Genomic DNA, 16,211 nt, shown 5'->3' with positions numbered 1-16,211 from the left:
ATCCTTAATAAAAGCGTAACAATCATTTTACCGGGAATATAAAAACAGTTTTTTTAGTATACTTGCTTTGTATACTCAAAAAATTGACTGAAATGAATTTAAAACTGATGGCCGGTTTAAGCTTGGCCTGTATGCTTGCATTTACGGCAGGTAACGCGCAGCAAACCGCACCTCCACCACCTCCAACCCCTCCGGCTTCTGATTACAATTATCACGAAACTTTCGGCCCCCCTTTCTACACTAAAAATGGTACTGAGTTCCGCGCGGCCGATGGCCAGCCGGGCCCTAAATACTGGCAAAATCGTGCTGATTACACATTGGCCGCTACGTTGAACGATCAAAGCAATGAAATTACCGGTTCGGAAGTTGTAACATATACCAATAACAGCCCGCAAAACCTGGGCTTTTTATGGATGCAGCTTGATCAAAACCTGTTTAAGTTAGATTCCCGTGGTACTGCAATCGTTCCGCCTGCAGGCAGCCGTAACTGGGGGCGTGGCGAGGCTTTTGAGGCCGGTTATAAAATTAAATCGGTAAAATATGTTGGCCTTAAAGGCGCGTTGGTTGATGCTAAATTCATCATCAGCGATACCCGTATGCAGGTTTTTTTGCCAAAACAGGTAACAGCCAATGGCGGTGTTGCTAAGCTAAAAATTGAGTATTCATTTGTATCCCCAAATTACGGATCAGACCGTATGGGTTACCTGGATGATAAGATCTCAAAAAATGGCAAAATCTACACTGTGGCCCAGTGGTACCCCCGTATGTGTGTGTACGATGAAGTATTAGGATGGAACACCCAGCCATACACTGGCCCGGGTGAGTTTTACCTTGAGTATGGTGATTTCGACCTGAGCATCACTGCTCCTGCAAAACACATTGTAGTGGCATCTGGCGAGTTGCTGAATCCAACCGAGGTATATACCCCCGAACAGCAAAAACGTTGGGCACAAGCTGCTCAGAGTGAAAAAACCGTAGTTATCCGTTCGGCTGCCGAGGTTACTGAAGCTTCATCACGCCCGGCCGGTAAAGCTACCCTTACCTGGCACTTTAAAATTAAAAATGCGAGGGATGCCTCCTGGGCCTCATCCGCAGCATTTATTGTTGACGCGGCTAAGATGGATTTGCCAAGTGGTAAAAAATCAATAGCCATATCAGCTTACCCGGTTGAAAGTGATGGCATTGATGCATGGGCCCGTTCAACAGAGTATGTTAAAAAATCTATCGAATACAATTCATCAAAATGGTTTGAGTTTCCTTATCCTGCTGCTACCGCCGTTGCCGGTATAGTAGGTGGTATGGAATATCCCGGCATTGTTTTCTGTGGATACAGGGCTAAAAAAGGCAGCCTTTGGGGAGTTAACGACCATGAGTTTGGCCATACCTGGTTCCCGATGATCGTAGGATCAAATGAACGTTTATATGGCTGGATGGATGAAGGATTCAATACTTTTATCAATACACTTTCTACCGCCGATTTCAATAAAGGGGAATATGCAAGAAAACCAGGCGATATGCATAAAATCGGTGATTTTTTTACCAAACCCGAGCTTGAACCGATGATGAGCCAGCCAGCTAATCTTAAAGAAAAAAATACCGGTACTTTGCTGTATGCAAAACCAAGCGCAGGCCTTGTTTTATTGCGCGAGCAGATCCTGGGTCCGGAACGTTTCGATTTTGCTTTTAAAACGTATATCAACCGCTGGGCATTTAAACATCCAACACCAGACGACTTTTTCCGTACTATTGAAAATGCCTCAGGCGAAAGTTTACAATGGTTTTGGAGGGGGTGGTTCCTAAACGACTGGCGTTTAGATGTGGCCGTTAGCGATGTTAAATACATTGATAACGACGCTTCAAAAGGTGCTTTGATCACTATTGATAACCTTGGTAAAATGGCTATGCCGGTTATATTGGAAATAAAAACCAAAAGCGGTAAAACCGAACGGATGAAACTACCTGTTGAAGTTTGGGAACGTAATGCTTCCTGGACATTTAAATATCCATCGACAGAAGAAATTGAATCGGTTACCTATGATCCGGATAAAGTATTGCCGGATTATAACCCCGACAATAACGTTTGGACAAAGAAATGATAAATATAAAACCCGGTTAACGCCGGGTTTTTGTTGAAAAGCTTTAAGGGAAAATCATGCTGAAACAAATTCAGCATAGCTTTCAATACAATTATTCTTCTGTTAGCACGGTAAACTCAAAATCGAGCGGTTCAAAATGATGGATGAGTTCATCGATGAATGATTGTCCCCATTTAACATACATCAAACCAAAGTTTTCGGTGCGTTCCTGCAGACTGTCTTTGGGGAACAACTCGGCTTTTACAGCTGATAATTGCTCCAATCTTACCGCGTAATTGCGTTTCTCGGCTTTTATTAATTTCTTTTCGAGATTATCAATAGCATGTTTTAGCCTGGCTTGTACGGCTGATGTTGATGGCGAAAGGGAAGGGTCTATTTTGTAGGAGCGGAGTTTGATCTTTTCAAAAATTGCAGACATTTCGCGCCACTCACCTGCAAGACTGAGGTTATGGTTGCTGTGTTTTTTTATCCATTCGGTTTTAAGCTCATCATCTTGCTTAAACAGGGCGGCAGCATCAAGATCCATGCGCTCAATTTTTGCCGCCTGTTCCTTACGTATTACCAATGCCGAATTACGCAGGATCAGGATCGGGAAATCAACCTTATAATAATCAAAGTTTGATTTTAGTTCCAGCCAGTACACCACCTCGGCGCCACCACCTATGTAGGCAATGTTGGGCAAAATGCACTCCTGGTAAAGGGGGCGCATTACCACGTTGGGACTAAAGCGTTCCGGATAGTTAGCTATTTCTTCTTTCAGTTCCGCATCTGTAAAGCTAATTTCGGTGTTCATTACCTTGTAGCTTTCCTGCTCAAATATTACCCGCTCGCGCAGGCTATCTTTCAGGTAAAAAAAGTTGATCTCGCGCGGATTAACCTGGATATGTACCCCCAGTTTCTGCAGTTGCTCGTTGGTGGCACTTATATTTTTAAAACTGTTTTGGTTAATGATATCCTGCTCCATAATAGGAGCAAACTGGCGTTTAAACTCGTGGTCATCTGCATCAATAATAACCAGGCCATATTGACCGAATAGTGCGTTAACTAAATAGCGGGTGGCATCGGCCAGTTTATCAAAGCGGGTATAAGCGGTTTCAACAATTTCGGCAACTTCCACGGCATGACCCTCCATCCCTAAAACCCCTTTGTATTGGTTAAGCGCCTGGCGCATGGTATCAGGATTTATCCGCCCTGTAGCGCCCGATGCCTCGTACCACCAATGCACTTTTTTCCCACCAATATTGGTGTAATTAATCTCGGCAAAATCATGGTCTTCACTGGCCATCCAGTAAACAGGTACAAAGTTTTTATCGGGGTGAGCTGCTTTTAATTGCTGTGCCAGTTTAATAGCAGTGGCAATTTTGTAAAGAAAATATAACGGCCCTGCAAAAATATTCAGCTGATGACCGGTAGTAATTGTATAGGTGTTATCAAGCTTTAGCAGATCAATATTGTCTGCGACAAGTTTTGAATTTTGAATTTTGAATTTTGAATTGCCTTCCTGTTCATTATGCACGTACTGCTTTGATAGTACACGGAACAATATCTCCCGATTGGCAACTACTTTTTTGTTTTTCAGCAGTTCGGCAAAACCGTCCATATCAGGCCGGAAGGCATAAAACGATTGTAGCTCGGCCCGGTTTTCGAGGTAGTCAATAACTGTGGGCGAAAAAAATCCGGTTTCTTTATAACTTATACAGGAGGCTTCCATTTTTGGTTTTGTATTTCGAATGTTCGATTTCGGATTTAAAAATTCAAATATAGAACATGTGATCAGCATCAAATATTAAATGCTGATTTCGAATTTAGATTTAAATCTTAAAATAAACCAATAGGAAACCACAAATTGGATTATTTTACAATTTGTCCATAAAGGTCAAAGTCTTCTGCGCTGTCTATCTTTACGTTAACAAAGCCGCCTATTGTTGCGTAATCAATGCTGGCATCAATTAGTACCTCGTTATCAACCTCGGGCGAATCAAATTCTGTACGGCCAACAAAATAATCTCCATCTTTTTTATCCACCAATACTTTAAATATATGGCCAATTTTTTCCTGGTTCTTATCAAACGAAATTCCTTGCTGAATTTCCATTATCGCATCGGCGCGCTCCTGTTTAACATCGGCCGGCACATCATCCACTAAAGAATGCGCATGTGTTTTTTCTTCATGCGAGTAAGTGAAGCAACCCAACCGGTCGAATTTAGTATCTTCAACCCACTGGGCCATTTCTTCAAAATCCTGCTGGGTTTCGCCGGGATAGCCTGTAATGAGGGTGGTACGCATGGCTATGCCGGGCACCTTATCGCGAATCTGGTTTACAATGTCGATGGTTTTTTGTTTGGTGATACCGCGGCGCATAGATTTTAGCATATCATCGCTGATGTGCTGTAAAGGCATATCCATGTACTTGCAGATATTGTCCCGCTCATTCATCACATCCAATATTTCCATCGGGAAACCAGATGGGTAGGCGTACTGCAGCCTGATCCATTCCACCCCGTTAACATCGCTCAGGCGGCGAAGCAATTCGTCCAGGTTACGTTTGCCATATAAGTCAAGGCCGTAATAGGTAAGGTCCTGTGCAATTAATATCAATTCTTTTGTGCCGTTTTTAACCAGGTTTTGCGCATCCTTTACCAATTGATCAATGGGAGTACTCAGGTGTTTGCCCCGCATTAATGGGATGGCGCAAAAAGAACATGGGCGGTTACAACCCTCGGCAATTTTAAAATAGGCAAAGTGGGAAGGGGTGGTAAGCAAGCGCTCGCCAATAAGCTCATGCTTATAATCGGCGCCAACTGATTGCAATAAATTCTGCAGGTCATTAGTACCAAAGTAGGCATCAACGTTGGTGATCTCGGCTTCCAGCTCGGGTTTGTAGCGTTCGCTTAAGCAACCGGTTACAATCACTTTACCAACCTTGCCTTGTTCCTTTAGCTCGCTGTATTGTAGTATGGTATCGATAGATTCCTGCTTGGCGTTGTCAATAAAGCCGCAGGTATTGATAACAATAATATCATTCTTGCCCACTTTTTCTGCCTCGTGTACCACATCAAACTGGTTACCCTTCAGCTGCCCCATCAGGATCTCGGAATCGTATATATTTTTTGAACAACCCAAAGTAACCACGTTAACACGTTGTTTAACTGGTTTTGATAATGGGCGCGAAATTTCTTTTGTCTTCATAACACACTAATCATTGCAATGAAAAAATTGTCATTGCGAGGAACGAAGCAATCGCGAACTATATAGGATTGAATTGCAAGGTAGGAGATTGCTTCGTCGTACCTCCTCGCAATGATATAATTATTGTTTGAATAGGGAGTCTACAAACGCTTGCCTGTCAAACAACTGCAGATGCTCAACGCCTTCGCCAACGCCTATATATTTTACAGGGATCTTAAACTGATCCGAGATCCCTATCACCACACCACCTTTTGCGGTACCATCAAGCTTGGTTAAAGCCAGGGCATTTACGTTGGTGGCTTCGGTAAATTGCTTGCATTGCTCAATGGCGTTTTGGCCGGTTGATGCATCCAATACCAGCAAGATCTCATGCGGTGCGCCGGGAATTACCTTTTGCATTACATTTTTAATTTTGGTAAGCTCATTCATCAGGCCAACCTTATTGTGTAAACGGCCTGCAGTATCAATAATAGCTACATCATCGCCGTTGGCAACTGCCGAGCGTAAGGTATCATAGGCAACCGAAGCCGGATCTGATCCCATTGGCTGGGCTACAACCTTTACATCAACCCGTTTGCCCCAAAGCAGCAATTGTTCAACCGCGGCTGCGCGGAAAGTATCTGCAGCTCCAAGTACTACCTTGTTACCCGCCTGTTTAAGTTTATGTGCCAGTTTGCCAATAGTAGTGGTTTTACCCACGCCATTAACACCTACAACCATTATTACATAAGGCTTATGATCGCCATATTCAAAATTGCGGAAATCATTGCTGTTGTTTTCGGCAAGTAGTTTTTGAATTTCGTCTTTTAACAGCGTATTTAACTCGCCTGTACCCACGTATTTATCGCGGGCAACGCGTTCCTGTATCCGCTCGATGATCTTTAGGGTGGTGCTTACACCTACGTCAGATGTAACCAGCACTTCTTCCAGCTCATCAAGCACATCATCATCAACGGTTGATTTACCGGCAATAACTTTGGTGATCTTTGAAAAAAAGTTATCCTTGGTTTTTTCTAAACCGGTATCAAGGGCTTGTTGCTCCTGCTGCGTGTTTTCCTTTTTCTTAAAAAAATCAAATAATCCCATAGTTAGATGTGCAAATTTTAGATGTGCGGATATGCAGATTTATAATGTGCGTGTTTTTGATGTTTAATTTAGTAATGCAAATATGTCCAAATGATAATTAACAGATGTCAGTTTAATATAATTACTTTAATCTGCGTGTCTGCACATCTGATGCATAGGCATCAACGAAAAAAGCCCTCTCGTAAAAACAAGACGGCTTCAATATTTAAATCAAAAGGTATTATATAGTTTTACCTGCAATTGCATCCTTAACAAAATCGTTAGGGACAATTTGGGTTTTGAATGAATAAGCACCGGTTTTCGGTGATTTGTTCATTGTAATAACTTTTGAATATTCTTTGCCTTTACCTGCTACTTTCAGTGTTGCAACTACTTTCTTTGCCATGTTATTTAAGTTTTGAGTTGTATGTTATAGTTGTATACTGTATAAAACTACAGCAACTACCAGTAACTTCAACTGATTATTTAATCTCTTTGTGAACGGTTACTTTCCTTAAAACCGGGTTGAATTTTTTCATTTCCAGTCTTTCAGTTGTATTTTTTTTGTTCTTGGTGGTAATATAGCGAGACATGCCTGGCATACCGCTTGTTTTGTGTTCAGTACACTCTAAAATTACCTGAACCCTGTTGCCTTTTTTTGCCATTTTCTTTTTATGTTGTACGTATCACCATCCCGGCTTACGTAATTTTTTAAATTATATACTGCGTTTAATACCTATGCCGAACATAAGGCCTTAACGTAATACCTACTAAATGTATCCCTTTTTAACAAATTTATTGATACAGGCAGTAATGCCGTTTTTGCTGATAGTTTTAACAGCAGATGTAGATACCTTTAAGGTAATCCATTTATCTTCTTCAGGGATATAAAACTTCTTAAGTTTTAAGTTAGGATGAAACCTGCGTTTTGTTTTAACGTTTGAGTTTGAAACGTTATTACCTACAATAGATCCTTTTCCTGTTAGATCACAAATTCTTGACATGACAAATATTTTTAATTATCAACCCTTTATTCAAAAGAGTTTGCAAATATCAGACTTTTAAATCAATTATTCAACAGTGTTTTTAAAAATTATCAAATTATTTATAAAAACGATCAGCGGCCTATTTTTAGCCTGCTTTCTAAATGCCGCCACTTATTAAAAATATTTAATAAGTAATGTTTTTTAATATGTACATAACACAGAAATTACTAATTTACGCCCACCATTATGAATGCTATGAAGATTACATCGTTTGACGAATATAAACAGGTTTACCAGCAGAGTGTTGAGCAGCCTGAAGAGTTCTGGGCCAATATTGCCGAAAATTTTTTATGGCAAAAAAAGTGGGACAAAGTACTCGACTGGAACTTTAAAGAGCCAAAGATTAAATGGTTCCAGGGGGCTAAACTCAATATTACAGAAAATTGTCTTGATCGTCACCTGGCAACTATCGGCGATAAACCTGCTATTATATGGGAACCAAATGATCCACAGGAAGATCACCGGATATTAACTTACCGCCAGCTGCATGATAAGGTTTGCCAGTTTGCCAATGTGTTAAAAAATAACGGTGCTAAAAAAGGCGATCGCATCTGTATATACATGCCCATGATACCCGAGCTGGCCATCGCCGTTTTGGCCTGTGCCCGTATTGGGGCAATTCATTCGGTTGTATTTGGCGGTTTTTCGGCACAATCCATTGCCGATAGAATAAATGATGCCGAATGTAATGTTGTAATAACAGCCGATGGGGGCTTTAGGGCTAATAAACCTATTCCTTTAAAATCGGTAATTGATGACGCACTGGTACAGTGTAAATCTGTTAAGCGTGTAATTGTTTTAACCCGCAGCCGTACACCGGTTTCTATGATAAAGGGACGCGATGTTTGGTGGGAAGATGAAGTTAAAAAGGTAGAAACACAAGGTAACCCCGCATGCCCTGCAGAACAAATGGACGCCGAGGATATGTTGTTCATCCTATACACATCAGGTTCAACAGGTAAACCTAAAGGGGTGGTGCATACTACCGGTGGCTATATGGTTTACACCGGCTATACTTTTGCTAACGTGTTCCAGTACAACCAGGGCGAAGTATATTTTTGTACCGCCGATATCGGCTGGATTACGGGGCACTCTTACATTGTATACGGCCCGCTATCGCAGGGAGCAACAACTTTAATGTTTGAAGGGGTGCCTACCTATCCGGATGCCGGCAGGTTTTGGGATATTGTAGATAAGTATAAAGTAAATATATTATATACTGCGCCAACAGCTATTCGCTCGTTGATGAGTTTTGGTGATGAGCCGTTAAAAGGGAAAGACCTGAGTTCGCTTACCAAACTGGGTTCGGTAGGGGAGCCTATTAATGAAGAAGCCTGGCATTGGTACGATGAAAAAATAGGCCATGGCAAATGCCCTATTGCCGATACCTGGTGGCAAACAGAAAATGGAGGGTTAATGATATCGCCTATTTGTAATGTTACGCCAACCAAACCGGGCTATGCAACTTTGCCTTTACCGGGCGTACAACCTGTATTGGTTGATGAAAATGGGAAGATAATAGAGGGCAATGGTGTAAGTGGCAACCTATGTATCAAGTTCCCGTGGCCGGGCATGCTGCGTACCACTTATGGTGACCATGAACGCTGCCGCACTACTTATTTTGCCACTTACGAAAACTTATATTTCACCGGGGATGGCTGCCTGCGCGATGAAGATGGCTATTACCGTATTACCGGTCGTGTTGATGATGTGCTGAACGTATCCGGTCACCGTATTGGAACAGCCGAAGTGGAGAATGCTATTAACATGCACAGCAGTGTAGTTGAATCGGCGGTTGTAGGTTACCCGCATGATATAAAAGGACAGGGTGTATATGCCTTTGTGGTATGCCCAAATCAGCATGGTGATGCCGAGCTTACCCGGAAGGATATAGTTATGACAGTTGCCCGGATAATAGGCGCAATTGCCAAACCAGATAAAATTCAGTTTGTAAGCGGGCTGCCAAAAACACGATCGGGTAAAATCATGCGCCGTATTTTACGCAAAATAGCCGAGGGTGAAACAGGTAATCTTGGCGATACCAGCACCCTGCTTGATCCGGCTGTTGTTGAAGAGATAAAGGCAGGAGCTTTGTAAGAATAGGATGCTTGAATAAACGAGCGAAAACTAATTTGTAGCATTAACAATCAAACAGGTGTAAATGACGAGGATCAAAGTAATAGTGAAGAAAATAGCTATGGCTTTGATCCTTACTCCTTTTATGCTTGTTCTTTTATCGGCGTTTAAAGATCGCCCGTCTGCAAGATATAAACTCGATTTTTTCACTTCAGAAAACCAGTTTTACCTCTGTGATTCTGCCTTTACAGGCGAAACCGGTGACACCAGCTTTTGGACCTCCGCTGCTTATGCCGATAGATTGGCGACATCAAAAGATAAAGATATTGTAGGAATTGGTATAGAAAGTTTTGGTCATGTAAAGGCCGAACTGGCTGTACTGGACGCAGCAAGCCGGGAAAAAGATTTTAAAAAGTATGATCACGTAGTTGAGGCCGGTATCAGGATCAGTTCCGGGATATTGGAGGTGCTTGATTTTCCGCATCATAAAATCCAGTTGAAAGCTATAGTAACGCCTGGATATTATCGTATAAGGGTTTACTCCTATGATCTCAAAAATATTAATTCCGAAGCAGATGAAGGCACCGATCACTACAAAATAGAACTTTGGTCCTCTAATGATTTTGAGCGCAAGGTATTGAAGCGGTTTGTGAGGGACTGAAAGAACCAGGAATGGATTCTATTTATTGCTCCGTTCCAATTCACAAGTCTTGACTCTTATCTCTTGACTCTTTCCCCCAAACCATATCGTTTTCCGAATGTTATAACAATACATCTAAATAAAAAGGCATTATGGATAAGTTACAAATAAAAGGCAGCTGGAACGAACTAAAGGGGAAGATTAAACAAGCTTACGGCGACCTTACCGATGACGACCTTACTTATGAAGAAGGTAAAGACGAGGAAACATTAGGGAAACTTCAGAAAAAAACGGGTAAAACCCGAGATGAATTAGTGAAGTGGATTAACAGTTTATAAGATTTAGAAAAGGCTCCTGTAACGGGCCTTTTCATTTAAAAATCTTTGAAAGCTCAAGGCCAAATCCTGGTAGTAATAAAGAATTTAGTACTTCGGTTTTTTGGGCTTTTTGGTGTAGGTAATAGGCTCCATTTTTTAAAGCATATAAATCTGCATTTTCCTGTACGGGGTCGATGATAATATATTCTTTAACGCCGTATTTTTCATAGACATCTTTTTTTTGCCTCAAATCGTAATAGGCATTTGATGGTGAAAGTATTTCGATAACCAAATCAGGTGCATCCTCAACAAAAGTTTTAATAATGTCTTTCCTTTCTTCCGAAATATAAACAAGATCAGGCTGTAGCACATTTCCATCATCAAAGTGGACGTCTATTGGCGCATACATAAGTATCCCATTATTGGCAGATTTTTCTAAAAAAAGCAGAATTGCTAAATATATTTTACCTGATATCAACTTATGGAGGGCGGAAGGTGATGGCGACATAATTAAATCATAGTTTATCAACTGAAAAGGGGCACCTTCTTCCAGCAGCAAATAATCATCAACGGTGTATTTCTTTTTCTTATCAGCAGTCAGCATAAATCAAATATAACTAATTTCGCACAATGAAAATCACCAAACCCAATATTCTTGTAGTAAATGACGATGGCATAACCGCTCCCGGTATCAAAGTTTTAATTGAAGCGATGAGCGGGATTGGAAAGGTAGTGGTGGTTGCGCCTGATAGTCCGCAATCGGGAATGGGGCACGCCATTACCATTGGGAAACCACTGCGTTTAGATAAGGTTGATATTTACGAGGGTATTGAAATGTACCGCTGCTCGGGCACGCCGGTTGATTGTGTGAAGCTGGCCGTGAACAAGATCTTTAAAGGTCAAAAGCCCGATTTGTGCGTGTCAGGTATTAATCATGGCTTAAATAATTCCATTAACGTGTTGTATTCGGGTACCATGTCGGCTGCGGTTGAGGGCGCAATTGAGAGTATCCCTTCAATAGGTTTTTCTTTGGATGATTATAACCTTGATGCAGATTTTAGTCACTGCGTTAAATTTGTAAAGGAGCTTGCCATGCAGGTTTTAGCCAACGGCTTACCGGCAAATACTTTACTGAATGTGAATTTTCCTAATACACCTGATATCAAAGGTATCAGGATCTGCCGCCAGGCCAATGCCAAATGGGCCGAGGAGTTTGACGAAAGGGTTGATCCGCATAAGCGGCCATATTACTGGCTTACCGGCGTTTTTCAGTTGAATGATGGCGGCGAAGATACCGATGTTTGGGCTTTGGACCATAATTATGTATCGGTAGTACCTATACAGTTTGATATGACAGCACACCACGCTATCCCGTTTTTAAATAACTGGCAGTTTAATGTATAAATTACCGTGTTAAAAACATGCTAAAAAACAACAGTATAGCGGCAGGGATAATTGGCGGTTTAATACTGCCGGGCATTAGTCTGTTCGTCTTTTTGTACTTACTAAAAGGTAACTTTTTAATATTCAACAAGCCGGGTGTACCATACCTGGTGGCTATCACTTTTAATTTGTTTATCACCAGGTATTGTTTTAAGCAGGGGCATGATAAAACCGGAGTAGGTATCATACTAGTTACCTTTGTATTTATGGCGGCTGTTTTTTTACTTAAATTACAACCCATCAGATGAAGTATTACCTGGTAGCCGGCGAAGCTTCGGGCGATTTGCATGGGGCAAATTTGATGAAGGCCCTAAAAGAGCTCGACCCAACAGCCGAATTCCGTTTTTTTGGTGGCGACCTGATGCAGGCCGAAGGTGGTACATTGGTAAAACATTATGCCGATATGGCTTTTATGGGCTTTGTAGAGGTAGCAGTAAATCTGCGCACTATCCTGAAAAACATGAAGGCCTGTAAACAGGATATTGTTGCGTATCAACCCGATGTTTTGGTGCTGATAGATTTCCCCGGTTTTAATTTAAAGATAGCGGAGTTTGCAAAATCTGCTGGATTAACCGTTTACTATTACATCTCGCCCAAAGTATGGGCCTGGAATCAGAAACGGGTTTTAAAAATCAAAAAGATAGTTGATCACTTGTTTTGTATCCTGCCTTTTGAGGTTGAGTTTTACAAAACCTGGGGAATGGTTGTTGACTATGTAGGCAACCCGCTGCTGGATGCTAAAACTGCATTTAAACCCGAACCTGGTTTTTTACGGAAGCATCATTTAACTGATAAAAAGATCATCGCCCTGTTACCCGGCAGCCGTAAGCAGGAGATAAGCTACTTGCTGCCCGAAATGATAGCGGTAACAGAACAGTTTCCTGATCATCAGTTTGTTATAGCCGGAGCGCCATCTTTTAAGCCATCTTTTTACAGCCGGTTTTTAAGCGGCAAAAACATCCCCGTAATATTTAATGCTACTTATGATTTATTAACACATGCCTATGCCGCTGTGGTAGCATCGGGCACGGCTACGCTGGAAACCGCTCTGTTTAATGTACCGCAGGTAGTGGTTTATAAAGGGAATCCCCTAACCATAGCGATAGCCCGCTTGTTGGTTAAAATCAAATTTATATCCTTGGTTAACCTTATCGTTGATAAGAGCATTGTAAAAGAGTTTATACAGGAGGATTGTAACGAACTGAAAATAGCCGCCGAACTTAACGCTATCATAAATGATAATGCTTACCGTACAAACATGCTGAGCAACTATGATGAGCTTGATGGGAGGATGGGGCAGCCGGGGGCATCGGCTAAAACCGCGGGCCTTATCATCAAATATGCTTCGAAAAAATAAAACCCTGTTTTGGCAGGGTTTTATCGTTTTCATAGATGTGTAGTACTTCGGATAGATAGATGTAGGGTATATATGATGATCAGGCAGCCTTGCTTGTTTGTTGCGTGGCAACCTGCGTGTTGTTTTTAACAAATTGATTTTTCAATTTGAAGTTTCTCAAATCTTCCAATAAAATGTTTAATAATTCATCGTCAAATCTGTTAATTAATTTACTCATTGATGGTGCAATTTTATAAGCTTTCATAGGTAGATGTTTTGTAGGTAAGTATGTTTGGTTTTATTAAGCCGCGCTTGGTAAAAGCCGTGATGCTTTTGCCTTAGCAGCTTTCAAATCATTCACCAATATCATTTTTAATTCGTTGTCAAAACGTGTTACTAATTTGTTGGTTGAAGGTTTCCTGGGGTTTTTCATAGTTTAGTTTTTTTAAGTTTAATTTCTTGTGTTTAGTCTTTCTTTTCGTTTTCCTGGTTTTCGGTAAGGTTTTCTTTCCGACGTTTTGCTTCGTTGTATTGCCTTAAAAGTTGTTCCTCATCGCGTGGGTCTGTTGTTTTTGTTGGCTCTACCGGATTTTCCCACTCCTTCTCTGCTTCCTTAACCGGTTTCTTGGTATTTTTCATAACAGATACGTTTGATAGGCTTTATTCCAATCCTGTGCCAAAATTTTTACGGCGCGCCAAAAAAGGTATTAAATCTCCAGGTTTTTTTATAATTAATGTGCAAATGGCTGTTTTTAAGCGGTTTTTATCGGCATATTTTTTTTTATTTTTTTTGAGGGGACGTGTTCATCCCCATCAAACAGCTGTCCGCTTAGTATTCAATAACCGGACACTTGCTTTAATTCCGTACGTTTTTTTGATAACCAAGTAAGTGGGCTGCCAGGGCAATGGCAGCTAAAGCGGCGCCAATAACACATACACCATTCCACTGGTAGCTTTTCCATACCTGGCTGGCTAAAAACGTACCAGAGGCGCCGCCTATAAAATAAGATACCATGTATACCGTGTTCAACCTGTTGCGGGCCTCTGGTATCAACGAGAAAATTATGGATTGGTTGGAGATATGTGTAGCCTGCACACCCATATCAAGCACAATAACCCCTATAACTAACCCAATTATACTATGGGTGGAGAAATAAAAGATGATAAACGAGACAAGCACCAACAGCAATGTGTAACCTGATAATTTATAGGCATTCATTTTGTCACTTAATCTGCCCATCAGTCCGGCGGCTAAAGCGCCAAAAGCCCCAACCAGGCCAAAAGTACCGGCTACCGTACTGCCCGCATTAAACTGGGGTTGTTTCAGTAAAAATACAAGTGTTGTCCAAAAAGCGCTGAAGCCTGCAAAGCACAGCGCCCCACGAAAGGCAGCCATCCGTAGCTTAGGCTCTGTTTTAAACAAATGAATGAGCGATTTCATCAGGTTTTTATAATTGCCCTTATAATCGGGCTCCACCTCGGGTAAAAAGAAAAACAGCATTAACCACATAGCCAGCATCAGCCCGGTTGCTATATAGTACATTGCTCTCCAGCCAAAGTGTTCGCCTACAAAACCGCTTAAGGTACGCGAGAGTAGTATTCCTATTAATAGCCCACTCATTACAAAACCTATTTTTTTACCCCGCTCATGCGGTTTAGCCAGGTGGGCTGCCATGGGTATCAATAATTGTGGTATTACGGATGATACGCCAACTAAAAAACCTGCTATAGTTAATATAGTTACAGAAGGGGCCAGGGCGCTTATCAGCAGGGAGAAAACCACGAATATAAAATCAATCAATATTAACCGTTTTCGCTTAACCATGTCGGCAAGAGGGATGATGAACAGCAAGCCGGTTGCATAACCTATTTGTGTAAACAGCGATACCTGCTGCGCTTTTTTATCGGTGATGTTAAAAGTGTGCGCTATATCGGCCAGGAGGGGTTGATTGTAGTAAATATTAGCCACTACCAACCCTGTAGCTATGGTCATGATCCATAAAGTGAACGATGTTAAGTGAGGATGTGTTTTGGGCGATTGGATAGCTAGCATGGGCAGAAAAAATATAAAATGCGCCGCAAAAATGCAGAAGGAATCTTAAAGTCATGCTTATTTAAAGTAATTTTTACACACGGGCTTACAATATCTCCAAAGGTTGGGAGTTTATTATTTTAGTAAAAACGGAAATTTTTTTACTAATTGGAATAAAAAAAATGAATTTTATGACTATTTTTTATTTTTGTGGCTTTTTTTGGAATAAAATTTGATTAAAATTCATTGAAACATGATTTTTTAATGATTTATAATATTTTTAGCATGTAATTTATGTATATTTTATGTTTTTGATAAAAAAATTTGAATAAAATATAATAATTTGCGATTTGTTTTGTTTGTTAAATAGATTAAGATTAAAAATTTAAAAAATTATCACATTAACAATAATTTATTTGTATTTTTGAGAATCAATCAGCAGAATTGAGTGGTTTTAATAAATGTTACAATAAAATTACAAAATAATGCTTGATAATATAAAAACTTAGTGTTACTTTTACACTATAACAAAAACACAAAAAAGTCTTCTCATAATTTAGGTTTATAATTGGTTAGTAAAGGCCCCTGCCCATCAGGGGCTTTACTTGTTTTAAGGGGTTTTGTGTTTTAGGCGGTAAATCATTAACACACCATCATCCCTGGTAGTTTCAATACTTAATATTTAGATGCAAATAGCTTATTATGGAAAAAAATAACGATGGTCATGCAATGGTTGTCATTCGCCAGGCCGGTGCAGCCGATGCGGGCGATATTCTTGATATTTACAACTACGCCATAGTGAACACCACAGCAGTTTATAGTTATGAACCGCATACCATTGCTATGCGGTTGGACTGGCTCGCGGATAAAAATAGAAGCAATATTCCTGTTTTTGTTGCCGACGTGGGCGGAAAAGTTGCTGGATTTGCAACTTACGGCCCCTTTAGGGCCTGGGCGGCTTATCAATATAC

Annotated in this window: 19 protein-coding genes; 8 read left to right on the top strand and 11 right to left on the bottom strand. The window is 40.8% G+C overall.

Annotated features, from left to right (window positions below; all coding sequences use genetic code 11):
• The first annotated feature begins 92 nt into the window (after nucleotides 1-92).
• Nucleotides 93-2,096, top strand: a complete 2,004-nt coding sequence (locus AC1DQW_RS16405; protein ID WP_477455076.1) for a M1 family metallopeptidase — start codon at nucleotides 93-95, stop codon at nucleotides 2,094-2,096.
• A 91-nt stretch (nucleotides 2,097-2,187) separates the two neighbouring features.
• Here AC1DQW_RS16405 and bshC read toward each other — a convergent pair whose 3' ends face one another.
• The 6 genes from bshC to rpmB all read right to left on the bottom strand — a co-directional run bounded on the left by bshC (nucleotide 2,188) and on the right by rpmB (nucleotide 7,354).
• Nucleotides 2,188-3,807, bottom strand: a complete 1,620-nt coding sequence (gene bshC, locus AC1DQW_RS16400) for a bacillithiol biosynthesis cysteine-adding enzyme BshC (protein WP_477455075.1) — start codon at nucleotides 3,805-3,807, stop codon at nucleotides 2,188-2,190.
• 140 nt (nucleotides 3,808-3,947) lie between these two features.
• Entirely contained in the window at nucleotides 3,948-5,285 is a 1,338-nt protein-coding gene (gene rimO / locus AC1DQW_RS16395; RefSeq protein ID WP_477455074.1) for a 30S ribosomal protein S12 methylthiotransferase RimO, read from the bottom strand.
• A gap of 120 nt (nucleotides 5,286-5,405) precedes the next feature.
• Nucleotides 5,406-6,371: a signal recognition particle-docking protein FtsY gene (gene ftsY, locus AC1DQW_RS16390; protein WP_477401121.1), complete on the bottom strand. Its 966-nt coding sequence runs from the start codon at nucleotides 6,369-6,371 to the stop codon at nucleotides 5,406-5,408.
• Between the two features lie 220 nt (nucleotides 6,372-6,591).
• A complete protein-coding gene (locus tag AC1DQW_RS16385; RefSeq protein WP_477401119.1) occupies nucleotides 6,592-6,756 on the bottom strand; it encodes a DUF4295 domain-containing protein in 165 nt (54 codons plus the stop codon).
• A gap of 76 nt (nucleotides 6,757-6,832) precedes the next feature.
• A complete protein-coding gene (rpmG, locus tag AC1DQW_RS16380) occupies nucleotides 6,833-7,015 on the bottom strand; it encodes a 50S ribosomal protein L33 (RefSeq protein WP_067063463.1) in 183 nt (60 codons plus the stop codon).
• A gap of 105 nt (nucleotides 7,016-7,120) precedes the next feature.
• Nucleotides 7,121-7,354 (bottom strand): 50S ribosomal protein L28, encoded by a 234-nt coding sequence (gene rpmB, locus AC1DQW_RS16375; RefSeq protein ID WP_022830076.1) that lies wholly within the window; start codon nucleotides 7,352-7,354, stop codon nucleotides 7,121-7,123.
• Between the two features lie 237 nt (nucleotides 7,355-7,591).
• Between rpmB and acs the strand changes: the two genes are divergently transcribed.
• The 3 genes from acs (at nucleotide 7,592) to AC1DQW_RS16360 (ending at nucleotide 10,450) form a co-directional block, all read left to right on the top strand.
• Nucleotides 7,592-9,493, top strand: coding sequence for an acetate--CoA ligase (gene acs / locus AC1DQW_RS16370; protein ID WP_477455073.1), 1,902 nt, complete (start codon nucleotides 7,592-7,594; stop codon nucleotides 9,491-9,493).
• A gap of 64 nt (nucleotides 9,494-9,557) precedes the next feature.
• Nucleotides 9,558-10,133 (top strand): hypothetical protein, encoded by a 576-nt coding sequence (locus AC1DQW_RS16365; protein ID WP_477455072.1) that lies wholly within the window; start codon nucleotides 9,558-9,560, stop codon nucleotides 10,131-10,133.
• A gap of 131 nt (nucleotides 10,134-10,264) precedes the next feature.
• Nucleotides 10,265-10,450, top strand: coding sequence for a CsbD family protein (locus AC1DQW_RS16360; RefSeq protein WP_477406531.1), 186 nt, complete (start codon nucleotides 10,265-10,267; stop codon nucleotides 10,448-10,450).
• 31 nt (nucleotides 10,451-10,481) lie between these two features.
• Here AC1DQW_RS16360 and AC1DQW_RS16355 read toward each other — a convergent pair whose 3' ends face one another.
• Nucleotides 10,482-11,033 carry a Uma2 family endonuclease gene (locus AC1DQW_RS16355; RefSeq protein ID WP_477455071.1) on the bottom strand — a complete coding sequence of 184 codons (552 nt, stop codon included), beginning with the start codon at nucleotides 11,031-11,033 and terminating at the stop codon, nucleotides 10,482-10,484.
• A gap of 26 nt (nucleotides 11,034-11,059) precedes the next feature.
• Here AC1DQW_RS16355 and surE point away from each other — a divergent pair, with 26 nt between their 5' ends.
• From surE to lpxB, 3 genes are read left to right on the top strand one after another with little or no spacing between them, the layout of a single operon-like run.
• Nucleotides 11,060-11,833, top strand: coding sequence for a 5'/3'-nucleotidase SurE (surE, locus tag AC1DQW_RS16350; RefSeq protein ID WP_477416862.1), 774 nt, complete (start codon nucleotides 11,060-11,062; stop codon nucleotides 11,831-11,833).
• Between the two features lie 17 nt (nucleotides 11,834-11,850).
• Nucleotides 11,851-12,120 (top strand): hypothetical protein, encoded by a 270-nt coding sequence (locus AC1DQW_RS16345; protein ID WP_477455070.1) that lies wholly within the window; start codon nucleotides 11,851-11,853, stop codon nucleotides 12,118-12,120.
• Nucleotides 12,117-13,229, top strand: a complete 1,113-nt coding sequence (gene lpxB / locus AC1DQW_RS16340) for a lipid-A-disaccharide synthase (protein WP_477455069.1) — start codon at nucleotides 12,117-12,119, stop codon at nucleotides 13,227-13,229. The genes AC1DQW_RS16345 and lpxB overlap by 4 nt, the downstream gene beginning before the upstream one ends.
• Before the next feature lie 79 nt (nucleotides 13,230-13,308).
• Here the strand turns inward: lpxB and AC1DQW_RS16335 are convergent, their stop codons facing one another.
• The 4 genes from AC1DQW_RS16335 to AC1DQW_RS16320 all read right to left on the bottom strand — a co-directional run bounded on the left by AC1DQW_RS16335 (nucleotide 13,309) and on the right by AC1DQW_RS16320 (nucleotide 15,261).
• Nucleotides 13,309-13,473 carry a hypothetical protein gene (locus tag AC1DQW_RS16335; protein ID WP_477406521.1) on the bottom strand — a complete coding sequence of 55 codons (165 nt, stop codon included), beginning with the start codon at nucleotides 13,471-13,473 and terminating at the stop codon, nucleotides 13,309-13,311.
• A gap of 36 nt (nucleotides 13,474-13,509) precedes the next feature.
• Nucleotides 13,510-13,641, bottom strand: a complete 132-nt coding sequence (locus tag AC1DQW_RS16330; protein WP_477406519.1) for a hypothetical protein — start codon at nucleotides 13,639-13,641, stop codon at nucleotides 13,510-13,512.
• Between the two features lie 32 nt (nucleotides 13,642-13,673).
• Nucleotides 13,674-13,847, bottom strand: coding sequence for a hypothetical protein (locus AC1DQW_RS16325; RefSeq protein ID WP_477406517.1), 174 nt, complete (start codon nucleotides 13,845-13,847; stop codon nucleotides 13,674-13,676).
• A gap of 217 nt (nucleotides 13,848-14,064) precedes the next feature.
• Nucleotides 14,065-15,261 carry an MFS transporter gene (locus AC1DQW_RS16320; RefSeq protein WP_477455068.1) on the bottom strand — a complete coding sequence of 399 codons (1,197 nt, stop codon included), beginning with the start codon at nucleotides 15,259-15,261 and terminating at the stop codon, nucleotides 14,065-14,067.
• Between the two features lie 681 nt (nucleotides 15,262-15,942).
• On the opposite strand from AC1DQW_RS16320, the gene AC1DQW_RS16315 reads away from it, so the two are divergent.
• The coding region (locus AC1DQW_RS16315) for an N-acetyltransferase family protein (RefSeq protein ID WP_477455067.1) at nucleotides 15,943-16,211 on the top strand (269 nt) is incomplete at its 3' end.

The organism is Mucilaginibacter sp. P5_A4, assembly GCF_056400605.1.
The sequence above is the reverse complement of the archived record's forward strand: the minus strand, read 5'-3'. Positions and strand labels throughout refer to the sequence as shown.